This is a genomic window from Actinomadura craniellae, assembly GCF_003289645.1.
GTDB classification, from domain to species: domain Bacteria; phylum Actinomycetota; class Actinomycetes; order Streptosporangiales; family Streptosporangiaceae; genus Actinomadura_D; species Actinomadura_D craniellae.
Genome location: NZ_QLYX01000003.1, coordinates 53,175 through 72,679 on the forward strand (window position 1 = coordinate 53,175; position 19,505 = coordinate 72,679).

Genomic DNA, 19,505 nt, shown 5'->3' on the forward strand with positions numbered 1-19,505 from the left:
GTTCAGGCCACGCCGGTGCGGTGCTGCTGCGGGCTGATGCCGCGCTCGCGCTTGAAGGCGGCGCTGAGGGCGAACGGGCTGCCGTAGCCGACCTGCCGGGCCACCGAGGCGATGGTGGCGTCGGGCTCGCGCAGCAGGTCGGCGGCCAGGGCCAGCCGCCACCCGGTGAGGTAGGCCATCGGTGGCTCGCCGACCAGCGCGGTGAACCGGCGGGCCAGGGCGGCCCGCGAGACGCCGGCGGCGGAGGCGAGGTTCGCCACCGTCCATTGCCGGGCCGGGTCGCCGTGCATCAGGCGCAGCGCTCGGCCCACCACCGGGTCGGCGTACGCCCGGTACCAGGCCGGGGCGTCGCCCTCCGGGCGGGCGAACCAGGCCCGCAGCACGGCGATCAGCAGCAGGTCGAGCAGCCGGTCGAGGACGGCCTCCTGGCCGGGCTCCTCCTTGACGATCTCGTCGCACAGCAGCGGGACGAGCGGGCAGTCCCAGGCGTCCTCGGGGAGCACCAGCAGCCGGGGCAGCGCGCCGAGCAGCCGCCGGCTGATCTCGCCGAGCGTCTGGTAGGCGCCGACGAGCATCGTCATTGAGCCGTCCGGGTCGGCGCCCCAGGTGCGGACGCCCAGGCTCATCGCCTCGCCCAGCGGCTCCCCGTCCAGGGTGGCGCACCGCTGCCCCGGGTGGATCACCGCCTGGGGCGGGGTCGCCGGGTCGCCGGCGACCGTGTACGGGTCCGGGCCGAGCACGATCGCGATGGCGCCGGGCGGCAGGCGTACCGGCTCGGCGTCGTCGTGGACGACCCACACCTCGCCCCGCACCACGGCGATCAGGGTGAGCGGCGACCGGTCCAGGATCCGCAGCGACCAGGGCGGGCTCATGACCGCGCGGAGCAGGAACGCCCCCCGGGCCCGGGGACCGTCCAGAAGTCCGGCCAGCGCGTCCATACGCGGGAGTGTAGACGCCTGAGCATGGGCGGGAGATCTTCGGCCATGGAACGTTTCCCTTGCCCGCAGTTGACTCGGGGTATCGGCGAAAGACGCGGATGCGAGGGAGAAGACGATGGAGACGTTCCGGGGCGGGGTGCTGATCGCGGCGATCATCGCGATGGGGCTCATCGCGGGCCTGCTGTACGGCTACGCGTGCTCGGTGATGCCCGGCCTGGCCAGGGCCGACGACCGCACCTTCGTCACCACGATGCAGCGGATCAACGTGGCGATCCTCAACGGCTGGTTCTACCTGAGCTTCCTCGGCGCGCTGGTGCTGACCGTCCTCGCCGTCGTGCTCTTCCTGCCCGCCGAGCAGCGGTCGGTGCTGCCCTGGGTGGTGGCCGCGCTCGTCCTGTACGGGCTGACGATCGGCATCACGGGTTTCGTCAACGTCCCGCTCAACAACCAGATCGACGCCGCCGGGGACCCCGGCAAGATCGCCGACCTTGCCGCGGTCCGCGCGGGCTTCGAGGCCCGGTGGGTGCGCTGGAACATCGTCCGCACCGCCACCGCCGTCGCCGCCGTCGGCTGCCTGGGCTGGGCCCTCGTCCTGCACGGCCGGCTCACCTCCGCCGGCGGGTCCTGACCGGCGGAAACGAACGGCGCCCCGAGCCCCGGGGCGCCGTCGTCGTCTTCGGGCGGCGCGTCTTCGCGGAGAGCCTCCTCAGGAGGCCGGGCGGTGGTGCAGGAGGACGAGCCGGCCGTCCAGGACGCGCGATCCGGCCAGTTCCAGGGGGACGCGCCCCTTGGCCGTGGGCAGCAGGGGCTTGCCGCCGCCCAGCAGGACCGGGTGGACCACGACGTGGTACTCGTCGACCAGCCCGAGGGCGGTGAGGCTGTCGGCCAGGCCGGTCCCGCCGGTGAGCAGGAGGTCTCCGCCGGGCTCCCGCTTGATCGCGGTGATCTCCGCGGCGAGGTTCCGGCCGACCACCCGGGCGTTCCAGCCGGCCTCCTGCAAGGTGCGGGAGACGACGACCTTGGGGGTGGCGCGCCAGATGGGGGCGAACCTCAGGTCGTGCGGGTGGTCGGACACCGACTCGACGTCCGGCCAGTAGCCCGACATCATCTCCCACACCAACCGCCCGTACAGGAAGGCGCCGGCCCGCTCGGCGAGTTCGTGCGAGTACTCCGACAGCTCCGGCCCCATCACCGGCCAGTCGAACTCCCCGTTCGGGCCCTCGATGTACCCGTCGAGCGAAACGTGCACGAAGTAAACGATTTTCCGCATCTCTGGCTCCCGTTGCTCGGCCCCGGTTCGGGGCGCCTTCGCATGGGGATCGGAGCCATCCCCGTCTCCTCGACATCCCGTCCGGAGATCTTCGGCGGCGATTCCTCGGACGGGGCCGGGTGGCAGCGTGATCACCCCTGTCCGGGCCGTCGCACGCCGAGCCGCGGGACCGCGTGGTGAAGGCCACAGTGTGATCCCTGTCCGATCGGTCAGAACCGACCGATCGGACATTTACCGTGGTCATATGGCCCGTTCCTCCACCGCCCTGCACGGGCAACTCCTGGACTCGGCGTTGCGGCTGTTCGCCCAGCACGGGTTCCGCGGGACGTCCCTGCAGACCATCGCCTCCGACGCCGGCTGCTCCAAGGCGTCACTGCTGTACCACTTCAGCAGCAAGGAGGCGATCCTCACCGAACTGCTCACCCCGGTCGGCCGGGAGGCGGCCGAACTGGACGCCCGGCTGACGGACCTGGATGGCACGGACGCCGCCGTGACCGCGGTCACCGGGTTCGTCGACGTCGCGCTGCGCTTCCGGCGCGAACTCAAGGTCCTGTTCGACACCCTGCCCGAGTCGCGGCCCATGGCCGTCTCGGGCATCGAGGGCATCGACGACCGGCTGGTGGACGCGCTGGCGGGCCGCTCACCCGACCCGCGGCAGCGCGTGGCCGCATACATGGCGCTCGGCGGCATGTTCGTGACCAGCGCCGCCGACCTGCACGTGAACGAGGAACTGCTGCGCGAGGAGATGATCCGCAGCGCGCTGCGGACGCTGGGCCGCGGCTCCGACTGAACTCCGAGACTCCGAGACTCCGAGATTCCGAGACTTCGAAAGAAAGGCGTTTTCCCGCATGGCGACCTTGCTGTACAGGCTCGGCCGATGGTGCTTCCGCCGCCGGGGGCTCGTCGTGGCCGCCTGGCTGCTCGTGCTGCTCGCACTGGGCGGGGCGGCAGCCGCCTTCAGCGGCCCGACCAGCGGCGACTTCCGCATGCCCGGCACCGAATCCCAGCGGGCGATGGACGCCCTGAAGAAACAGTTCCCGCAGGCGAGCGGCGCCACCGGCACGGTCGTCATCGCCGCCCCACAGGGCCAGAAGCTGACCGCGGCCCAGGTCGCGCCGATCGTGCGGCAGGCCGCCGCGATCCCCGGCGTGGCCGCCGCCACCGACCCCTTCCGGTCCGGCGCGGTGTCGCCCGACGGCCGCCACGCCCTGGTCCAGGTCCAGTTCACCGCCGAGGCCGCCGAGCTCACCGACGCGCAGCGCGACGCCTACATGAAGGTCGGCGCGGACGCCCCCGGCCTGCGGGTCGAGACCGGCGGCGAGGCGGTGAAGGGCCAGCTCCACATGGGCGCCACCGAGGTGATCGGCGTCGTGGTCGCCGCGGTGGTCCTGGTCGTCACCCTGGGGTCCCTGGTGGCCGCCGGGATGACGCTGGTCAACGCCCTGGTCGGTGTCGGCGCGGGGATCGCCGGGCTGTTCGCGCTCAGCAGCGTGGTCGAGATGAACTCGGTCACGCCGGTGCTGGCGCTGATGCTGGGGCTGGCCGTCGGCATCGACTACTCGCTGTTCATCACCTCCCGGTACCGCCAGTACCTGCTGGACGGCCTGGACGCGCCGGAGGCGGTCGGCCGGGCGATCGGCACCGCCGGCTCGGCGGTGGTGTTCGCCGGCGCCACCGTGGTCATCGCCCTGGCCGGGCTGGCCGTCGTCGGCATCCCGTTCCTGTCCATCATGGGCCTGGCGGCGGCCGGGACCGTCGCCGTCGCCGTCCTGGTCGCGCTGACCCTGCTGCCGGCGGTGCTGTCCTTCGCCGGCACCCGGGTCCTGCCGCGCGCCCTGCGCTCCGGCACCGCCGGGCACGCGCCGGCGAAGGAGGGGTTCGGCTACCGGTGGGGCCGCCTCGTCGTGCGGTGGCGCTGGCCGGTCCTGCTGGTCGGGATCCTGGCTCTGGGCGCCCTCGTCCTGCCGGTGCAGGACATGCGCCTGGCCCTGCCGGACGCCGGCACCGCGGCGAAGGACTCGCCCGAACGCCAGGCGTACGACCTGACCAGCGAAGGTTTCGGCGAGGGGTTCAACGGCCGCCTCGTCGCGGTCGTCTCCGCCGCCGACGCGCCGCAGACCCGCGCCGCGGCCCAGCAGGCCGGCGCCCTCATCCGCGGTGTGGACGGTGTGCTGGCCGTCGCGCCCCCGCAGTTCAACCAGTCCGGCACCACCGCGCTGGTCGCCGTCATCCCCAAGACCGCGCCCACCGACGCCGCCACCGAGGACACCGTCCACGCCATCCGCGCCGAGGTGGCCGCCGTGACCGGGGGAGAGGTTGCCCTGACCGGCGTCACCGCGGTCGGCATCGACATCTCCGAAAAGCTCGCCGCCGCCCTGCCGGTCTACCTGCTGCTGGTGGTGGGCCTGTCGATCCTGCTGCTGATGCTGGTCTTCCGCTCTCTGCTGGTGCCGCTCAAGGCGGCGCTGGGCTTCCTGCTGACGGTGGGTGCCACCTTCGGCATCACCACGGCCGTCTTCCAGCAGGGACACCTGGCCGGCCTGGTCGGCGTCGACACCCCCGGCCCGCTGATCAGCTTCCTGCCCATCCTGCTGATCGGCATCCTGTTCGGCCTGGCCATGGACTACGAGGTGTTCCTGGTCTCCCGGATGCGCGAGGACTTCGTCCATGGCGACACCGCCCGGCAGGCCACCGTCAACGGTCTGGGCCACAACGCCCGCGTCGTCACCGCCGCCGCCCTCATCATGATCTCGGTCTTCGCCGGGTTCGTGCTGATGCCCGACCCCATCATCAAGTCCATCGGCTTCGCCCTGGCCATCGGCGTGTTCATCGACGCCTTCGTCGTCCGCATGACCCTGGTCCCGGCCGTCATGTCCCTCCTCGGCCGCGCCGCCTGGTGGCTCCCCCGCCCCCTGGACCGCGCCCTCCCCAACCTCGACATCGAAGGAGAATCCCTCCGCCCCGCCCCCGCCCCCCAGGAGACCCGGGACCCCGTCCACGTCTGACCGCCCCCCGGCCGGGGCGAGAAGACCGCCGTGTCCCGCCCCGGCCGATGCGCGGCCTGGACGACCGTCGCAGGCTGGCCCACGTGGCCGATGGAGCGTGCACGGCGACCGGACGCGCAGTGTGTGCCGAGCGACCAGGCGGAGATCCGACCGAGGAACGAGATACCCGCTCGCCGAATCGGTTGCGGGGCCGTGCCGCACGCATTGTCCGCTGTGCAGGACCGGAAGTAGACCGGGCCCTGCTCACGCCTACTGCGCAAGGTTTTCCACAGGTAGGGGCGGCTGTGGTGGAAAACAGGGCGGACGGCACAGGGTGTGCTCATGAAGGGTTCATGGGATGAAGCCGCCGCCCGGCAGGAAGGCATGGTCGGCCGATTGCAGGTGCTGGCATCGGGAACGACCGTTGACGCGATCAAGGCTCAGGTGCGGGCCAGGCGATGGCAGCGGATCCATCCTGGGGTGTACGCGACGTTCTCCGGGCCACCCGGCCGGGAGGCGATGCGGTGGGCGGCGGTGCTGGCGTGCGGGCAGGGCGCGGTGCTGAGCCACTGGACGGCGGCCGAGATATGGGGATTACCGGACGCCGCCCGGCAGGCGGAGGCCGATGAGCCGATCCACGTGACGATCCCGTCCGGGCGCTACATCATCGCACCGGCCGGGGTGGCGTTGCATTACTCCTCGCGGCTGGGCTCCTCCCGGCACCCGGCCAAGTCCCCGCCGTGCACGCGGGTGGAGGACACGGTGGTGGACCTGACCCAGAGCACGCCGGGCATCGACGCGGCGATCAGCGTGATCACCGGTGCCGTGCGGCAGCGGCTGACCACCTACGAGAAGCTGCTGGAATCCTTCACCGCCCGCAAGAAACTGCGCTGGCGCGAGGAGCTGACCATGGCGTGCGCCCTTGCCGGCCAAGGGGTGCACTCGCTGCTGGAACACCGCTTCCTCACCCGGGTCGAACGCCCACACGGCCTGCCGCCGATGCAGCGCCAGGCCAGGTGGGAGCACAGCGGCAGGTCGGTCTTCGTCGACGCACTCAACCAGGACCACCGCCTCCGCGTCGAACTCGACGGTCGGGCGGGCCACACCGACCAGGGCGCCTTCCGCGACATGTGGCGCGACAACGCTGCCGCTCTCGCCGGCGATACAACCCTGCGATTCGGCTGGGACGACGTCACCTCCCGCCCCTGCGAAACCGCCGCCCTACTGGCCAAGATCTACATCGACCGCGGCCACCACCAGCAGCTCACCACCTGCGGCCCCGCCTGCACCGCCCTCCCCACCCTGCGCCGCCTTCTGACCACTCGTAACCTCGCTGATCCTTCAGGATCCAGGGCTCCATAGCGCACTAAAAGCTGAAGGATCAGCTCCCCTGCGCCCCCGACCAGGTGATCCTTCAGCATCCGGGGTGTTCCAGCGCCCTGAAGGCTGAAGGATCAACGGTAGTGCGGTCAGAGGGTGAGGTTGCCGCGCTTCAGGTGGGTGAGGAGAACGGAGAAACTCTCGGGCGAGAGGGAGAGGTGCCCTGCGTCAGGGTTCTTGGAGTCCCTGAGGCCGATGGTCGTTGAGAAGAGGCGGGCGACCTCGATACAGGCTCCTTCCTGTGCGCCGCTATGAGTAGACTTGCGCCAGGTGGGGCTGGCCATTCATGGCCTCCAAACGGCCCCCGGAAAAGCCGAGCCGGGGCTTCGCCCATTGAGCTAGAGGAGCCTGCCGCGCTTCACGCGGGCCAGCAGATCGGCAAACTCTCTGGGCGAGATGGACAGGTACCCGATGCCGGGGTTCTTGGAGTCTCTGAGGCGAATGGTCATGGAGAGTCGCGCGACCTCGACACACTCGCCGCCCGATGTATTGCTGTGGCTGGACTTGCGCCATACGGGCTGGCTCATCACATGGTCTCCCAGCTCAAGGGCTGAACTCGCCGCGCTTCACACGAGTGAGGAGAGCGGCGAAACCCTCTGCGGAAAAGTGAGGTGACCGGCGTCGGGGTTCTTGGAGTCCCGGAGCCCAAAGGATCCGGAGAACCGGGCTATCTCGACGCAGTCTCCGCCCTGAGCCATGCTTCGTCTTGCCTTGCGCCATGCGGGAAGGGGCATTTCACAACCTCTATGTAGGGGAACGCGTGAGGCCGGGTGCGCAGCGGGGTTAGGAGAGTTCTCCGTGCTTCACGCGGGCCAGTAGGTCGGCGAAGCACTCAGGTGAGATGGACAGGTGTCCGATACCGGGGTTCTTGGAGTCTCTGAGGCCGATGGTTGTTGAGAGGCGGGCGACCTCGACGCACTCGCCCGAAGTGTTGCTGCGGCTGGACTTACGCCATACGGGGTGGCTCATCACATGGCCTCCATCGTTTTTCTGATCAGGTCCTGTGATGGACCTGCGGGCAAGGCTTCCTGCCCAGTGCGGTCGTACCGTATTACAAAGGATCGTACGTCTTCAGCCGATACGACCAGCCTCCCTCCTTCCGGAGCTTCTACATACGCCACCTCTGTGTTATCCACCGAGAGCAGCATGAACGCTCCATCCAGTCCCGGATGGGCGGGTGCTGTTTTAGGTACCACCCGGATCGAGACGTTTCGCCGTTCGGACATTTCCAGGAGGTGAGCGAGTTGAGCTCGCATGATCTCGGGTCCGCCCACGGGGATGTCCAGTAGTCCCTCGAACAGAAGGACCCACAGCAGTGGTGGATCTTCCCTGTTCAAGATCTCTTGTCGGGTCATTCGAGCTTCGAGCGCGGCTTCGACGTCCTTGACATCGCCTGCCATGAAGGTGGTCCTGGCGTATTCAGGCGTCTGGAGCAGGCCCGGGACGAAGTTCATCTGCCATATCTTGATCATGGAGGCTCGATCCTCTAGGCCGATGTACTGGTTCAACCAGTCCGGCGTGTGGCCGAGGCGGGCGTACCAGAGCAGCAGCGAGAAGCGCCCGCCGGTGCTCCAGATCTTGTCGAGCAGGGCGGCCTGCTTGTCGTCGAGCTGCGACTCTCCGGTTTCCAGCCTGGAAATGGAGGACCGGCCGCAGTTGAGGATCTTGGCTAAGTCCTGCCCGGACAGGCCGCGCTGGACGCGGCAGAATCGCAGTTCATAGGCGATCCACGCCCAGATCGAGGAGCGCGGGTCCGGTGACGGCCGGGCGTTCTTCATGAGTCCTCGTTCTGACATGAGCCCCTCCGCTCTTCCAGAATCTTCCGGATGTTCCCAGGAACAGGGAGAAGCTAGTTCGCGGCGTCCAGCCTTGTCCCACGAATGCGGAAAGTGACGAGGGTGGTACGCGATGAACATGGCGGTGCGGCCGGACGGGCTGCGGATGCCGATGGCGGCGTCCCCGGCCAGTGCCGGGTTGGCGTGGAGTCTGGTGGAGCAGCGGCTGATCACCTGGGGGGTGGGCGAGGCCGCGCGGTACGACGCGCACCTGGTCCTGGCGGAGCTCGTCGCCAACGCGGTGGCGGTCACGCCCATGGGCGGGCACATCACCGTGTACTGCCACAGGGAGCCCGCCGGTGTGGTGGTCGGGATCGCCGACCCCTGCTCGGAGCTCCCGCGCAACCCGGCGCCGGTCACCGAACTGGAGCCCGGGGACCTGGACCTGCGCGAGGAGAACTTCGACGCGAATGGCGGCTGGGGGCTCACCATCATCCGGGCGTTGTCCGCGGACTGCGGGGTGACCCCGCTGCCGCGCGGCGGCAAGATCGTATGGTCGCGGTTGCGGCTCTGACCGCTGGGCCCGGTGCGGCAGGGCTTTCCCACGGCCGGCGGTCTGATCGAAGGTCGAGCCCTAAAGTGGTGACGCCCGTTCGTTCACCCACGGAGGCCCAGGTTGTACGTGGCCAAGCTGGAGATCTCCGGCATACGCGGCTTCGACGGTCCCCGTACCGTCGATCTCGACTTCACCCGGCCCGACGGCACCCACGCGGGCTGGACCGTCCTCGCCGGCCGCAACGGCTCTGGCAAGTCGACCCTGCTCCAGGCGGTCGCGCTGGCTTTGCTGGGCCCGGGAAACTCCGGCGCCATCCGCGATGTGGATTCATGGGGCGACGCGACGCTCGAGAAGGACAACCAGTTGCTCATTTCCATCTCCACCGACGATCGATTCGATCCGAGGGGCGGCGATGACGCGCAGCTGAGAGTGAAGTGGAACTGCTCCTTCAGCGACGAAACCGTGGCGCTGTGGAGCAGCGAGGGGAGCACGGGCGAGGTGTCCTCCTGGACCACGCGGCCTGACGGCTGGTTCTACACGGGGTACGGGCCCTTCCGGCGGCATTCGTATCCGGACGTGGGCCTCGGCGGGCCGGAGGCTCCCCGCCGGTTCGAGGCGCTGCGGACGCTTTTCGACGAGGACGCGACACTGGTGGAAGGAGTGAGCTGGCTTATCGGCCAGCACCTCCTCAGGCTGGAGGAGAAGCCCGGCGCGGCCGAACTGATCCGGACGGTACTGGCCTTTCTCGCGGACGGGCTGCTGCCCGACGGGTTCCAGGTCTGCAAGGTCGACTCCAGGGGGTTGTGGGTCACCAGGGACGGCCGGGAGTTCCCGCTGCGCCAGATGAGCGACGGCTACCGGACGGTGACCGCGCTGGTGGTGGACATCGTCCGGCGGATGCACGCCGCCTACGGCACCCTGGAGATCGAGGAGCGGGACGGGACACCGACGCTGCCCTATCCCGGGATCGTGCTGATCGACGAGGTGGACGCCCACCTGCACGTGAGCTGGCAGCAGAAGATCGGCGGCTGGCTCAAGGCGCACTTCCCCGCCATGCAGTTCATCGTCACCACGCACAGCCCGTACATCTGCCAGAGCGCTGACCCGGGCGGCCTGATCCGGCTCTCCGGCCCGGACGAGCAGGAACCGCCCCGGGTCGTCGGCGAGGTGGAGCGGTTGTCTGCTCTGCCTGTCTGACGATTGATGCTCTGCGTAGTTTTACAACCTTGACTGCATGCTTGCGCGGCAGCCAAAATCATTCTCGTTTGCGGATTGTCCGAAACGTTGGATGGTGGTTCAGCATGGTCGGGCTAGGTGGATGAAGCAGAATCGCTCGTGGGTTGAGCAAGTTTCAGCTGGTCTGGCTGACAAACTGGAGCGCAATTCATCGGCCATTCTTGAATGCCTCACCAGGTATGAGACCTGGGGGACCGCTCATGATGAAATATTTCGGTCGATCAGAACGCTCAACGGCATCGCTCGAGAGTGGCAGTACATTCGCGATGTTGATCAGCGCCTGACCGTGGCTTCGTTCCTCCCGGTCAATCAACCACTGTACGGGCTGACGTTGTTTGGAATCATGCCCGCCCTCATGGTTCGCCGGGTGGAGGTGCGGCCCTCCTGGGTAACAGCGGACGTTGTCAGTGACATCTGGAAGCGAATTTCGGTTCCCGAACTGGAGAGTCGCCTGAGCATACGCAACACGGAGCGTCGACACTTCACGCGGGAGTGCGCATCGGAGTCCGATGCCGTGATCCTCACGGGTACTTATGCCACGGCCCTTTCTGTAGCTCGTGCCGGCCTGAAGTCGGGGAGTCTGCTCATCTTCAACGGTTCGGGTGTGAACCCGGTCGTGGTGATGCCGGATGCCGACCTGGGGCGAGCAGCTGATGGAATTATCCGTAGCGTCACCTACAACAGTGGCCAGGACTGCGCCGCACCAAAGTGTGTGCTGATCCATTCAATAATTGCAGACGAAATAATTGGCATTCTGGCGTCCGGTCTGCGGAAAATGAATATTGGGTCCTGTGGTGACCCGGCTGTGGACATTGGGCCGGTCGCACGCCCATCATCAGTTACCAATGTTGTTGATTTTTTGACGGATCACCGGGGAGAGGTCGTCGTGGGAGGATGCATCGATGTCCCACGCCGCCTGATCCATCCGACGTTGGTGGTCTCCAGGTTGGACGATCAGTTCCGCTTTCCAGAACTGTATGCACCTGTCTTGAACATCGGAGTTTTCGACGACCCGGATACGGTCATGGCGTTCATTCATAGCGATCGCTACCAGCGGCATGCCATGTATGCGAGCGTCTATGGTTCGCTCAAGGGAGATCTGCTCAAGACCACGGTGCTGCGCGATGAGACCGTTCTTGACCACGAGGATGGGAATCTGCCATTCGGGGGATGGGGTACCGAGGCATCATTCGTCAAACGCAGTGGCGAGCCACCCATCCGGGGTCCGGTACTTGTGTCCGCGGCCCTGTCGACGGTGGGGCAGGGCGGCGGTCGATGACCGAGGTGTGCGTGATCGGCGGCGGTGGCCAGGTGGCTGAGGGCGTTTCCGCGTTGCTGGCCGGCCGAGGTCATCGGATCACTCACTATCGGCCCGGGTTCCTGCCGATTCCCGGCGTTCCGCGGCGTCCGCCACGTCCGCTCAGTCGACTGGAGCGCTTCGCGGTGCACGGTGAGCCGCAGGCCGCGATGGACGACGGTGCCGCTCGTTACCAATGGGTCAGCCGATCGGAGGTGCGTGGATGCGAGGTCTTTGTTTTCTGCCTTCCGTCCTACCTTGCGGAGTTCATCGGCTTCCAACTGGCTCCGGCATTGCGTCACAAGCACATCGTGAACGTCTCGGACCGGTTCATGGGGACCGTTGCTCTATGTCGTGCTGCAGAGCTGGCTCATCCTGGCTGGCGTCCGGCCAGTGCGGTGGCGTTCAACTCCCCACCGTTGCTGGCTTACCAGCGTAGACGCGACGCTGTGACCAGCCTGCTGTACTCCAAACCTTTCGTCTTGGCTGCTCCGGTCCACCAAGCCATGCGAAAGGATGCCGGATCGGTGATCAAAGAGATTTTCGGTCTCGATCGGATTCGCTGGATGGATACGACACTTGACCTGGCTTTCGAGAATATCAACTCCATCGTTCACGCGGTGCAGGACCTGGAATGTCTACGTGGTGGGCATTTCGGTGTAGAGGGCAGTCTCTACGATCCTGCCCTCTACACCGAGAAAATTGTTGCTCGTATCAATGAGGTTACCCGGGATCGTGACCAGGTGGCCAGCGCTTACACTCGACATGTATATCGAGACCTGCGTACATTCGATGCCACCACTTTTCAGGTCCCCGGGCTCGCCAGTCCGGGCACGGCGGGGTACCGGCATGGTCATGGACTACTATCCACCGTTCCCCGGCCGGAGACCTTTACCGCGCACGGCTACGAAGACGTTGGTTGGTCGATGGTTCCGCTTGAGAGCGCAGGGAGGCTTGCGGGTGTGCCGACTCCCGCGCTGTCGACATTGATCGACGATTGGAACACCCTGATGAACGTCGATTACCGGCTGGTCGGGAGAACGGCCTCGGCGCTCGGCCTTGCCAGGCCCATCGGCTTTGGGGATGGAAAGTGAAGAAATCGGAGCGGTCGTTCCCCGTGGAGCACCGTCGCATGATCGAGGCGGAGTTCACTGCGATGGTTCCCGAGATCTTCGGTGACCGGCTGGGGTTCGCCTTCGTTTTCGGTGGATTCGGTAAAGGATACGGCGGCTGGAATCACGACATCGATATGTTCGTGGCCGTGGACCTGCTCCCCACAGATGATGGTGCCCGTTTCATCTCCTGGTACTTCGATCTGCATCGGCGACTCGGTCTACCTCCAGATCATGACTACCCGGGTGAACTCGTTGCCCTGGACGACCTGGACCGCAGGCTCGCCCTGCTGGAGAGTCGCCGAATTCGGGGTGTGATCGAGACACAGTATGAGTACGAGGCGATTCTATGGGCCGATGCGCTGATCGAGCGAAAACTCGGTGTTGTTCGTGGACCGGCGATCACACAGGATGGGTTCGAACACGTTCTGGAACGCGCGGCGCGACTCGGCGCACGCTGGCGCACCGAGATTCGTGCGATCCGAAGCGAGTCGCCTGAGGAACTGGATCGGCTTGACTTGCGAAGGCTCTTCAAAGGGCATGTGCGGTATCTCAAGGGCCCCGGGATATGAGCCGGCACTGGGCCGTCGTTCATATCTGGTCCGGCGACTTGGGCAGCCCCTGGGGCCCGCCGCCCTGCTCGGCCGGGCGGGATGGCTAGAGCTGATCGGGCGCGGAGAGTCCGAGGAGACCCAGACCCGTTTTGAGGGTGTCGCCGGTGAGCCGGCACAGCAGCAGGCGGTTGTCCCGAATCTCCTCGGTGGGTGCCTTCAGCACAGGGCAGTGCTCGAAGAACCCGGTGAAGGCCTGGGCAAGGTCGAAGAGGTAGACGCACAGTCGGTGCGGCTCGTATGTGGTGGTGACTTCCCGCAGGGCGGCGGAGAACTCGTCGAGCTTGAGGGCGAGGGCACGCTCGGCCGGTTCCAGCGGGACTCCGGTGTGCACCGTGGCCTTCTCGACCACCCCGGCGGGGGCCTTGCGCAGGATCGAGCGGGTGCGGGCGTGCGCGTACTGAAGGTAGACGCCGGTGTTGCCGTTGAGGGAGACCATGCGGTCGATGTCGAACATGTAGTCCTTGGCCCGGCTGGTCGCCAGGTCGGCGTACTTCACAGCGCCGATGCCCACCTGCCGCGCGGTGGTCTCCAGTGCCGTCTCGTCCAGATGCCGGCTCTTTTCCTGGACGACCGCACGTGCCCGGCTCACCGCCTCATCGAGCAGTGAGATCAGCCGTATCGTCTCACCGGCACGGGTTTTGAACGGCTTGCCGTCCGGCCCCAGTACCGTGCCGAAAGCGACATGTACTGCGGTGACCTCGTCATTCAGCCAGCCGGCCCGGCGTGCCGTTTCGAACACCATGCGGAAGTGCAGCGCCTGCCGCGCATCGACGACGTACAGGATGCGGTGAGCGCTCACCGTGCCCGTGCGGTAGCGGATCGCGGCCAGGTCGGTGGCGGCGTAGCCGAAGCCGCCATCGCTCTTACGGATGATCAGCGGTACGGGGTCACCGTCGGGCCCGGTGACATCGTCGAAGAAGACGCACAGCGCTCCGTCACTGATCTGTGCCACGCCGAGTTTTTCCAGCTCGTCGGCGACATCGTTGAGGAACGGGTTGTAGAAGCTCTCGCCGACGGCGTCGTCATCGGTGAGCAGTACGTCGAGCTTGTCGTAGACCTCGTTGAAGTACCGCTTGGATTCGGCGACGATCTCTTCCCAGCGGGAGATCGTCTCGGCGTCTCCGGACTGGAGGGCCACGACCCGGCGCCGAGCCCGCTCGGCGAATTCCGCATCGGAGTCGAACAGGGCGCGGGAGTCCCGGTAAAGCTGGTTGAGCCGGGACAGCGAACCGGCGATCTCTCCCTCGTGCTGCCAGTCGTGGCCGTGCTCGGTGAGGTACTGGATCAGCATCCCGAACTGGGTGCCCCAGTCACCGAGATGGTTGTGCCGGACCACATTCTCGCCGAGGAAACCCAGGGTGCGGGCGAGTGCGTCACCGATGATGGTCGAGCGCAGGTGCCCGACATGCATTTCCTTGGCGATGTTGGGCTGGGAGTAGTCGATGACCGTGGTGCCGGCCTCGAACCGGTCGATACCGAGCCTGGAGTCGGCCAGCCGTGCCGCGACCTGCTCTAGCAGAGCCGTATCGGTCACTGAGATGTTGAGGAAGCCGGGGCCGGAGATCTCGCAGGAGGCGAAGACCTCGCTCTCGTCAAGGGCCGCGACGACCATGCCGGCGATCTCGCGGGGATTGGACTTCAGCCTCTTGGCCAACGGTAGCAGCCCGTTGGCCTGGAAGTCGGCCCGGTCGGAACGTCGCACCTGTGGATCGGCCCCCGCTTGGTCGGCGGGCAGAGCCTGGCGCATCGCGGCGCTCAGCGCGGACTCGATCTTGGCAGCAACAGAGGTGACCGGACTCATCGTCTTCCTGGTTCGTCGGTTCTGGTCCGTGACGGGCGACCCGAGGGGGCCGGTGGACCGTGCGATCTGCCCGCTCCCGGCAACCTGAGGTGATGTGACCGGGCGGGGACGTCCATTGTCCCATACCAGAGGGAGGAGGGCGCGTGGAGTCGACACAGGATATGGGTCATATGTCCATGTGTGTCCCTGATGGTCGGTCTCTTCTGTTTGGGGGAGAGATGTGAGGAGCGTGTAGCCAACAGTTCACAGCGTTCGGCTGAGAGCGTTCCAAAGACTGCTCGATCCTGGCAGGGAAGCCCGCGCCACAACGCTTCGCCCCCGATCGGGAGAGGGACGGTCGAGATGACCGTGATCGAGGCAACACACGTCCAGACGACCGTGCGGATGCGCGGCCGGGAGTTCCCGGTCGGCGACATGTGCTGGCGGCGGGCCTTCGCCGGCCGGCCGGCCGAGGCCCGCCGGGCCCGTGATTTCGTCGGCTTCCTGATGGCCGGTTTCGCCCGGGCCGACGACATGGTCCTGGCCGCCGGGGAACTGGTGGCCAACGTGCTCCAGCACACCCGGTCGGGGCTGCCCGGCGGCCTGTTCGTGGTCGAGGTGCGCCGGTGGCGCGGCGGGGCGGCGCTGACCGTGATCGACCAGGGCGGCGACGGCGAACCCCGGTCCCGCCCGCCGTGCGACGGCTTCGACGGGTCCGTGGACGAGCTGTGCGCGCTCGCCGAATCCGGCCGGGGGCTGCTGACGATCTCGGCGACGGCGTCCTGGTGGGACTGGTGCGGCGGGCCGGCCGGCCGCACGGTCACCGCGGTCTTCGACGAGCGCTAACGCCGCATCGGGCGGCGTTCGCCCCGTCCATCCCGGGCACGCCGCCCGCTGCGATCAGTCCCGGTGCCCGCCGGCCGGTGCCTCCAGCAGCCGGTTCAGCTCGTTCCCGGCCTCGTCGTAGCCGGCGTCGGAGATCCGTTGCAGCTCGCGCAGGTCGCCGGCGGCGGCTGCGCGTCGGGTGAGCAGGAGGCCGGCCCTCATGGAACCCTCGTCCAGCAGTTCGCTCAGCTCTTCCAGATCGCCGGCCGCGTCGGCGAGGTCGGCCAGCCGGTCCAGCGCGGTCTCGTTGCCCGCGTCGGCCAGCTCGCGCAAGGTGTCCCGATCGATGTTCACATCAGCCATGGAGCCATGGTGCGACCCTGCCCCAGGGGAAAGGTCAAGTGGGACGATGGGCAGGTGATCACCATCGGGCAGCTGGCCAGGTACGTCGGAGTGTCGATCAAGACCGTCCGCGTCTACCACGACAAGGGGCTGCTCCCCGAGCCTGCCCGCGACGCGTCCGGCTACCGGCGGTACGGCGCGAACGACGCCATCGACCTGATCAAGATCCGGACGCTCGCCGAAGCCGGCGTCCCCCTGGCCCGCATCCGGGAGCTGAAGTCGGCGCCCGACGAGGAGCTTCAGCGGGCGTTGCGCGAGATCGACGACGAGCTCACCGCCCGCATCCGCGGCCTGCGGGCGACGCAGGGGCGCCTGCGCCGACTCGCCGCCGGGCGGCTGGCATCGCTGCCCGCCGAGGTCGGCACACATCTGGAGCGGCTGGCCCGCTGGGGGTTCACCCCTCGATGGGTGGACCTGCAACGCGATCTGTGGATCCTGGTGTTCGCCACCCATCCGGACCAGGCGATCACACTGTTCCGGGACCAGAGCGAGATCCTGGCCGATCCCGCGCTGCGGCGGCTCTTCCTCGACTACGACCGCGCGCACGACCTCGACGCCGACGACCCCCGCGTCGACGACCTCGCCCGCCGGATCGCCCAGGCGACCAGAGAACGCTACGGCCCCGATGCCCCGCCCGAGCTGGATGCGGCCTCCGAGATCCCCATCCTCATCCAGGGCACGGTCAACGCCTCGTCCCCGGCATGGCGGCGAATCGACACGCTCATCCGCGCGCAACTGAACGTGTGACCCGACGTCACCGACACACGGTCCCGGCCGCCGGTCAGGGCTGGCCCGGGTCCGGCTGCTCCTTCTCGCCGTGCTGGCGGCGGAACCGGGAGGTGCGGGTGGCCGCGACGTGGTCGCGGATCCGGTCCACGATCGCCCCCGCCGCCAGCCGCTGGGCGAGCACGCAGGCCGAGGTGATCCCCCGGGCGCCCGCGGCGCCGTGCGCGATGACCACCGTGCCGTTCAGCCCCAGCAGCACCCCGCCGCCGTAGGTCTCCGAGTCGAGCCGGTCACGCAACTCGCGCAACTGCCGGCGCTGCAACGCGGCGCCCAGCCGGGCGGTCCGCGCGGAGGACAGCGAGGCGCGCAGCTCGCCGAACGCCATGCGGACCGCGCCCTCCATGGTCTTCAGGGCGACGTTGCCGGTGAACCCGTCGGTGACGATCACGTCGGCCACCCCGCTCAGCAACTGGTCGCCCTCCACGTTGCCGACGAACTCGATGCCGGGCTGCCCGGAGCTCAGCAGCTCGTACGCCTTCCGGGTGACCTTGTCGCCCTTGCCCGGCTCGGAGCCGATGTTGAGCAGGCCCACCCGGGGCCGCTGCAACCCCGTCGTGATCTCCGCGTACGCGGTGCCCAGCGCGGCGAACTGCACCAGCGTTTCGGGCCGCACGTCGGACGTCGCCCCCGCGTCCAGCAGCACCGTGGGCCGCGGCCGGGTGGGCAGCGCCACCGCGATCGCCGGGCGCATCACCCCCTGCTGGCCCTTCAGCCGCAGCCGGGAGGTGGCCACCACCCCGGCGGTGCCGCCCGCCGAGACCAGCGCGGACGCCCGGCCCTGCCGGATCAGGTGGCAGGCGATCGCGACCGAGGAGCGCGGCTTGCGCCAGCTCGCCAGCGCCCCCTCGCCCATCCCCAGCGCCTCGTCGGCATGCACGATCGGGATCTCCCCGGCCACGCCGTGCAGGTCGAGTTGCTGCCGGATCCGGGGGGCCTGCCCGACCAGGACCAGCCGCGCCCCGTGCTCCCGAACGGCCGCCACCGCCCCGGCGACGACCTCCTCGGGGGCGTTGTCGCCCCCCATCGTGTCGACGGCCACCGGTGGTGGCGCGCGCCGCGCGTCGGTGCCGGGCATGCGGACTCCAGGGACGGACCGCCGGACGGCGGCAAGGGACGAACGCCGGAGCGGCCGGCGAGCAGAGCCGACCCGGACACCTGCGGGTTCGGGGGATGGAATGAGTTTACGTCCGGTCTGGAACCTGCCGGAACGCGCCTCGACCGTCACCTGCGATCTTCGGTTTCCGGGTGAGCGCGAGATCACCCGGGGCAGGCGGCGCCCAGGCAGGTGGTGCGCAGCACCTCGCGGCCGCCGACCGTGACGACGTACCGCTCCCGCGGGCGGGCGGTGTCGGCGCCGGTGACCGTGCCGACGACCGCCACCGGCCGGCCCGCGGCGGTGCGGCCGGTGCAGCCCACCCGCAGCGCCACCGTGCCGGACGGGGACAGCGCGCAGTCCAGCCGCCCGGCCACCGGGTGCCCCCGTGCGTCCAGCTCCGCCGTGGCCCCGCTCGCGACCGCGTTCAGGTAGGCGTTCTCGGAGATCCGCTCCAGCACCCGGCAGCCCGGCACGGTCACCAGCACCACGAGCGCCAGGGCGGCCGCACGCACGGCGCGGGCGGTCACCGGGCGTCCCGGAAGGCCCGGGAGACGGCGGCGGCGACCTCCTCGGGCCGGTCCAACTGGACCATGTGCAGGGCGTCCGGCAGCCGGACCTGGCGGCCGTACGGGCTCATCGCGGCCAGGACGCCGTGACCCTCGTCCCAGGTGCGGGCGCGGTCGGGGTCGCCCAGGTCACCGAGCGCGGTCAGCACCTCCAGCGGGATCGGCGGGAAGGGGCGGCGGTGCCGCAACGCCACCAGGTCGGCGGCCATCTCGCGGTACGCGGTGTTCTCGGCCAGCACCGTGCCGAGGACGGTGCCCCGCCCGTACACCGCCCGGACCACCTCGGCCGGCGCGCACTCGCCGCGCCGGCTCACCCGCCGCAGGATCTGCCGGCGCAGCCAGGGGCCGACCACCCGGGCCGCCCGGGTCGCGTCGAGCGCCTCCCCGGCCAGCCGGGTCAGCGGGGCCACCGCGGCCGCCACCCGCATCGCCGACCAGGGGGCCGGGGCGTAGCTCGGATCGACCAGGACCAGGCCGCCGACCAGTTCCGGGTGCACCCGGGCCAGCGCCTCGGCGTGGAACCCGGCCACCGAATGGGCCACCAGGACGGGCGGCCGGGTGCCGCCCATCCGGCGGAGCAGCCCGGCCAGCAACCGCACCTCCCGCCGCAGGCTGGGCGCCCGCCGCCCGGCCGGGCTCAGCCCCAGCCCTGGCCGGTCGAAGGCGACGACCCGGTAGTCGTCGCCCAGCAGGTCGACGGTGGGCCGCCAGTCGAACCAGGCCCCGCCCAGCCCGGTGCTCAGCAGCAGCGCCGGCCGGTCGGACCGCCCGGTCTCCACTACGTGCACCCGCTCGCCGGCGACCTCTGTGTTCATCGGGCTTGCTCTGTGTTCATGGCTCGCTCTGTGTTCATGGCTCGCTTCGCTCGCGGCGGTCGGGCGCTTGACG

General features: G+C 68.7%; 23 protein-coding genes. 11 read left to right on the forward strand and 12 right to left on the reverse strand.

Translation table 11 applies throughout. The annotated features are described in order from the left end of the window. Positions 1-2: 2 nt before the first annotated feature. The gene (locus DPM19_RS06925) at positions 3-938 is read right to left on the reverse strand and encodes an AraC family transcriptional regulator (protein WP_111863991.1); all 936 of its coding nucleotides are present in this window, start codon (positions 936-938) and stop codon (positions 3-5) included. A 115-nt stretch (positions 939-1,053) separates the two neighbouring features. Between DPM19_RS06925 and DPM19_RS06930 the strand changes: the two genes are divergently transcribed. Then, complete coding sequence (locus DPM19_RS06930) at positions 1,054-1,566, forward strand: anthrone oxygenase family protein (protein ID WP_111863992.1); 513 nt, start codon at positions 1,054-1,056, stop codon at positions 1,564-1,566. A 78-nt stretch (positions 1,567-1,644) separates the two neighbouring features. Here the strand turns inward: DPM19_RS06930 and DPM19_RS06935 are convergent, their stop codons facing one another. After that, the gene (locus tag DPM19_RS06935) at positions 1,645-2,208 is read right to left on the reverse strand and encodes a dihydrofolate reductase family protein (RefSeq protein ID WP_111863993.1); all 564 of its coding nucleotides are present in this window, start codon (positions 2,206-2,208) and stop codon (positions 1,645-1,647) included. Between the two features lie 244 nt (positions 2,209-2,452). On the opposite strand from DPM19_RS06935, the gene DPM19_RS06940 reads away from it, so the two are divergent. The 3 genes from DPM19_RS06940 to DPM19_RS06950 all read left to right on the forward strand — a co-directional run bounded on the left by DPM19_RS06940 (position 2,453) and on the right by DPM19_RS06950 (position 6,554). Beyond that, positions 2,453-2,998, forward strand: a complete 546-nt coding sequence (locus DPM19_RS06940) for a TetR/AcrR family transcriptional regulator (protein ID WP_111863994.1) — start codon at positions 2,453-2,455, stop codon at positions 2,996-2,998. Positions 2,999-3,056: 58 nt separating this feature from the next. After that, positions 3,057-5,213: an MMPL family transporter gene (locus DPM19_RS06945; RefSeq protein ID WP_111863995.1), complete on the forward strand. Its 2,157-nt coding sequence runs from the start codon at positions 3,057-3,059 to the stop codon at positions 5,211-5,213. A gap of 321 nt (positions 5,214-5,534) precedes the next feature. Continuing rightward, positions 5,535-6,554 carry a hypothetical protein gene (locus DPM19_RS06950; protein WP_146778760.1) on the forward strand — a complete coding sequence of 340 codons (1,020 nt, stop codon included), beginning with the start codon at positions 5,535-5,537 and terminating at the stop codon, positions 6,552-6,554. Positions 6,555-6,661: 107 nt separating this feature from the next. Here the strand turns inward: DPM19_RS06950 and DPM19_RS06955 are convergent, their stop codons facing one another. The 5 genes from DPM19_RS06955 to DPM19_RS06975 are packed head-to-tail and all read right to left on the reverse strand — an operon-like array spanning position 6,662 to position 8,350. Next, entirely contained in the window at positions 6,662-6,856 is a 195-nt protein-coding gene (locus tag DPM19_RS06955; protein WP_111863997.1) for a DUF397 domain-containing protein, read from the reverse strand. Positions 6,857-6,910: 54 nt separating this feature from the next. Continuing rightward, positions 6,911-7,099: a DUF397 domain-containing protein gene (locus DPM19_RS06960; protein ID WP_111864948.1), complete on the reverse strand. Its 189-nt coding sequence runs from the start codon at positions 7,097-7,099 to the stop codon at positions 6,911-6,913. A 39-nt stretch (positions 7,100-7,138) separates the two neighbouring features. Then, a complete protein-coding gene (locus DPM19_RS06965) occupies positions 7,139-7,306 on the reverse strand; it encodes a DUF397 domain-containing protein (RefSeq protein WP_111863998.1) in 168 nt (55 codons plus the stop codon). A 49-nt stretch (positions 7,307-7,355) separates the two neighbouring features. Next, positions 7,356-7,541, reverse strand: coding sequence for a DUF397 domain-containing protein (locus DPM19_RS06970; protein ID WP_111864950.1), 186 nt, complete (start codon positions 7,539-7,541; stop codon positions 7,356-7,358). After that, positions 7,541-8,350 carry a helix-turn-helix domain-containing protein gene (locus DPM19_RS06975; RefSeq protein WP_158566715.1) on the reverse strand — a complete coding sequence of 270 codons (810 nt, stop codon included), beginning with the start codon at positions 8,348-8,350 and terminating at the stop codon, positions 7,541-7,543. Before DPM19_RS06975 ends, DPM19_RS06970 begins: the two co-directional genes overlap by 1 nt. A gap of 130 nt (positions 8,351-8,480) precedes the next feature. On the opposite strand from DPM19_RS06975, the gene DPM19_RS06980 reads away from it, so the two are divergent. The 5 genes from DPM19_RS06980 to DPM19_RS06995 all read left to right on the forward strand — a co-directional run bounded on the left by DPM19_RS06980 (position 8,481) and on the right by DPM19_RS06995 (position 13,120). After that, positions 8,481-8,921 (forward strand): ATP-binding protein, encoded by a 441-nt coding sequence (locus DPM19_RS06980; protein WP_111864000.1) that lies wholly within the window; start codon positions 8,481-8,483, stop codon positions 8,919-8,921. A 108-nt stretch (positions 8,922-9,029) separates the two neighbouring features. Then, positions 9,030-10,100, forward strand: coding sequence for an AAA family ATPase (locus DPM19_RS06985; protein WP_233510009.1), 1,071 nt, complete (start codon positions 9,030-9,032; stop codon positions 10,098-10,100). Between the two features lie 121 nt (positions 10,101-10,221). Beyond that, complete coding sequence (locus tag DPM19_RS06990) at positions 10,222-11,418, forward strand: aldehyde dehydrogenase family protein (RefSeq protein ID WP_158566716.1); 1,197 nt, start codon at positions 10,222-10,224, stop codon at positions 11,416-11,418. Beyond that, a complete protein-coding gene (locus DPM19_RS34755) occupies positions 11,415-12,530 on the forward strand; it encodes a hypothetical protein (protein WP_146778761.1) in 1,116 nt (371 codons plus the stop codon). The genes DPM19_RS06990 and DPM19_RS34755 overlap by 4 nt, the downstream gene beginning before the upstream one ends. A gap of 38 nt (positions 12,531-12,568) precedes the next feature. Next, entirely contained in the window at positions 12,569-13,120 is a 552-nt protein-coding gene (locus DPM19_RS06995) for a hypothetical protein (RefSeq protein WP_146778762.1), read from the forward strand. Positions 13,121-13,205: 85 nt separating this feature from the next. On the opposite strand, the gene argS is transcribed toward DPM19_RS06995, so the two are convergent. Then, complete coding sequence (gene argS, locus DPM19_RS07000; protein ID WP_111864004.1) at positions 13,206-14,963, reverse strand: arginine--tRNA ligase; 1,758 nt, start codon at positions 14,961-14,963, stop codon at positions 13,206-13,208. A 342-nt stretch (positions 14,964-15,305) separates the two neighbouring features. On the opposite strand from argS, the gene DPM19_RS07005 reads away from it, so the two are divergent. Beyond that, positions 15,306-15,788, forward strand: coding sequence for an ATP-binding protein (locus DPM19_RS07005; protein ID WP_233509950.1), 483 nt, complete (start codon positions 15,306-15,308; stop codon positions 15,786-15,788). Positions 15,789-15,842: 54 nt separating this feature from the next. Here DPM19_RS07005 and DPM19_RS07010 read toward each other — a convergent pair whose 3' ends face one another. Then, a complete protein-coding gene (locus DPM19_RS07010; protein ID WP_111864005.1) occupies positions 15,843-16,130 on the reverse strand; it encodes a hypothetical protein in 288 nt (95 codons plus the stop codon). A 6-nt stretch (positions 16,131-16,136) separates the two neighbouring features. Between DPM19_RS07010 and DPM19_RS07015 the strand changes: the two genes are divergently transcribed. Next, positions 16,137-16,916: a MerR family transcriptional regulator gene (locus DPM19_RS07015; protein WP_199484908.1), complete on the forward strand. Its 780-nt coding sequence runs from the start codon at positions 16,137-16,139 to the stop codon at positions 16,914-16,916. A gap of 34 nt (positions 16,917-16,950) precedes the next feature. Here the strand turns inward: DPM19_RS07015 and plsX are convergent, their stop codons facing one another. From plsX to DPM19_RS07030, 3 genes are all read right to left on the reverse strand, one after another. After that, positions 16,951-18,030, reverse strand: a complete 1,080-nt coding sequence (gene plsX / locus DPM19_RS07020) for a phosphate acyltransferase PlsX (protein WP_233509951.1) — start codon at positions 18,028-18,030, stop codon at positions 16,951-16,953. Between the two features lie 182 nt (positions 18,031-18,212). Continuing rightward, a complete protein-coding gene (locus tag DPM19_RS07025; protein WP_233509952.1) occupies positions 18,213-18,578 on the reverse strand; it encodes a hypothetical protein in 366 nt (121 codons plus the stop codon). Beyond that, positions 18,575-19,432 carry an alpha/beta fold hydrolase gene (locus DPM19_RS07030; protein ID WP_111864007.1) on the reverse strand — a complete coding sequence of 286 codons (858 nt, stop codon included), beginning with the start codon at positions 19,430-19,432 and terminating at the stop codon, positions 18,575-18,577. Before DPM19_RS07030 ends, DPM19_RS07025 begins: the two co-directional genes overlap by 4 nt. Positions 19,433-19,505: the final 73 nt, after the last annotated feature.

Excerpts from the sequence above, each read along its gene's own strand:
- DPM19_RS06945 (WP_111863995.1), top strand. The coding sequence starts at position 3,057 with ATGGCGACCTTGCTGTACAGGCTCGGCCGATGGTGCTTCCGCCGCCGG.
- argS (WP_111864004.1), bottom strand. The coding sequence starts at position 14,963 with ATGAGTCCGGTCACCTCTGTTGCTGCCAAGATCGAGTCCGCGCTGAGC.
- DPM19_RS06980 (WP_111864000.1), top strand. The coding sequence starts at position 8,481 with ATGAACATGGCGGTGCGGCCGGACGGGCTGCGGATGCCGATGGCGGCG.
- DPM19_RS07010 (WP_111864005.1), bottom strand. The coding sequence starts at position 16,130 with ATGGCTGATGTGAACATCGATCGGGACACCTTGCGCGAGCTGGCCGAC.
- DPM19_RS06975 (WP_158566715.1), bottom strand. The coding sequence starts at position 8,350 with ATGAAGAACGCCCGGCCGTCACCGGACCCGCGCTCCTCGATCTGGGCG.
- DPM19_RS07005 (WP_233509950.1), top strand. The coding sequence starts at position 15,306 with ATGACCGTGATCGAGGCAACACACGTCCAGACGACCGTGCGGATGCGC.
- DPM19_RS06990 (WP_158566716.1), top strand. The coding sequence starts at position 10,222 with ATGAAGCAGAATCGCTCGTGGGTTGAGCAAGTTTCAGCTGGTCTGGCT.
- DPM19_RS06940 (WP_111863994.1), top strand. The coding sequence starts at position 2,453 with ATGGCCCGTTCCTCCACCGCCCTGCACGGGCAACTCCTGGACTCGGCG.
- DPM19_RS06930 (WP_111863992.1), top strand. The coding sequence starts at position 1,054 with ATGGAGACGTTCCGGGGCGGGGTGCTGATCGCGGCGATCATCGCGATG.
- plsX (WP_233509951.1), bottom strand. The coding sequence starts at position 18,030 with ATGCCCGGCACCGACGCGCGGCGCGCGCCACCACCGGTGGCCGTCGAC.
- DPM19_RS06965 (WP_111863998.1), bottom strand. The coding sequence starts at position 7,306 with ATGCCCCTTCCCGCATGGCGCAAGGCAAGACGAAGCATGGCTCAGGGC.
- DPM19_RS06935 (WP_111863993.1), bottom strand. The coding sequence starts at position 2,208 with ATGCGGAAAATCGTTTACTTCGTGCACGTTTCGCTCGACGGGTACATC.
- DPM19_RS06925 (WP_111863991.1), bottom strand. The coding sequence starts at position 938 with ATGGACGCGCTGGCCGGACTTCTGGACGGTCCCCGGGCCCGGGGGGCG.
- DPM19_RS34755 (WP_146778761.1), top strand. The coding sequence starts at position 11,415 with ATGACCGAGGTGTGCGTGATCGGCGGCGGTGGCCAGGTGGCTGAGGGC.
- DPM19_RS07015 (WP_199484908.1), top strand. The coding sequence starts at position 16,137 with ATGGTGCGACCCTGCCCCAGGGGAAAGGTCAAGTGGGACGATGGGCAG.
- DPM19_RS07030 (WP_111864007.1), bottom strand. The coding sequence starts at position 19,432 with ATGAACACAGAGGTCGCCGGCGAGCGGGTGCACGTAGTGGAGACCGGG.
- DPM19_RS06955 (WP_111863997.1), bottom strand. The coding sequence starts at position 6,856 with ATGGCCAGCCCCACCTGGCGCAAGTCTACTCATAGCGGCGCACAGGAA.
- DPM19_RS06995 (WP_146778762.1), top strand. The coding sequence starts at position 12,569 with ATGATCGAGGCGGAGTTCACTGCGATGGTTCCCGAGATCTTCGGTGAC.
- DPM19_RS06970 (WP_111864950.1), bottom strand. The coding sequence starts at position 7,541 with ATGAGCCACCCCGTATGGCGTAAGTCCAGCCGCAGCAACACTTCGGGC.
- DPM19_RS06950 (WP_146778760.1), top strand. The coding sequence starts at position 5,535 with ATGAAGGGTTCATGGGATGAAGCCGCCGCCCGGCAGGAAGGCATGGTC.
- DPM19_RS06960 (WP_111864948.1), bottom strand. The coding sequence starts at position 7,099 with ATGAGCCAGCCCGTATGGCGCAAGTCCAGCCACAGCAATACATCGGGC.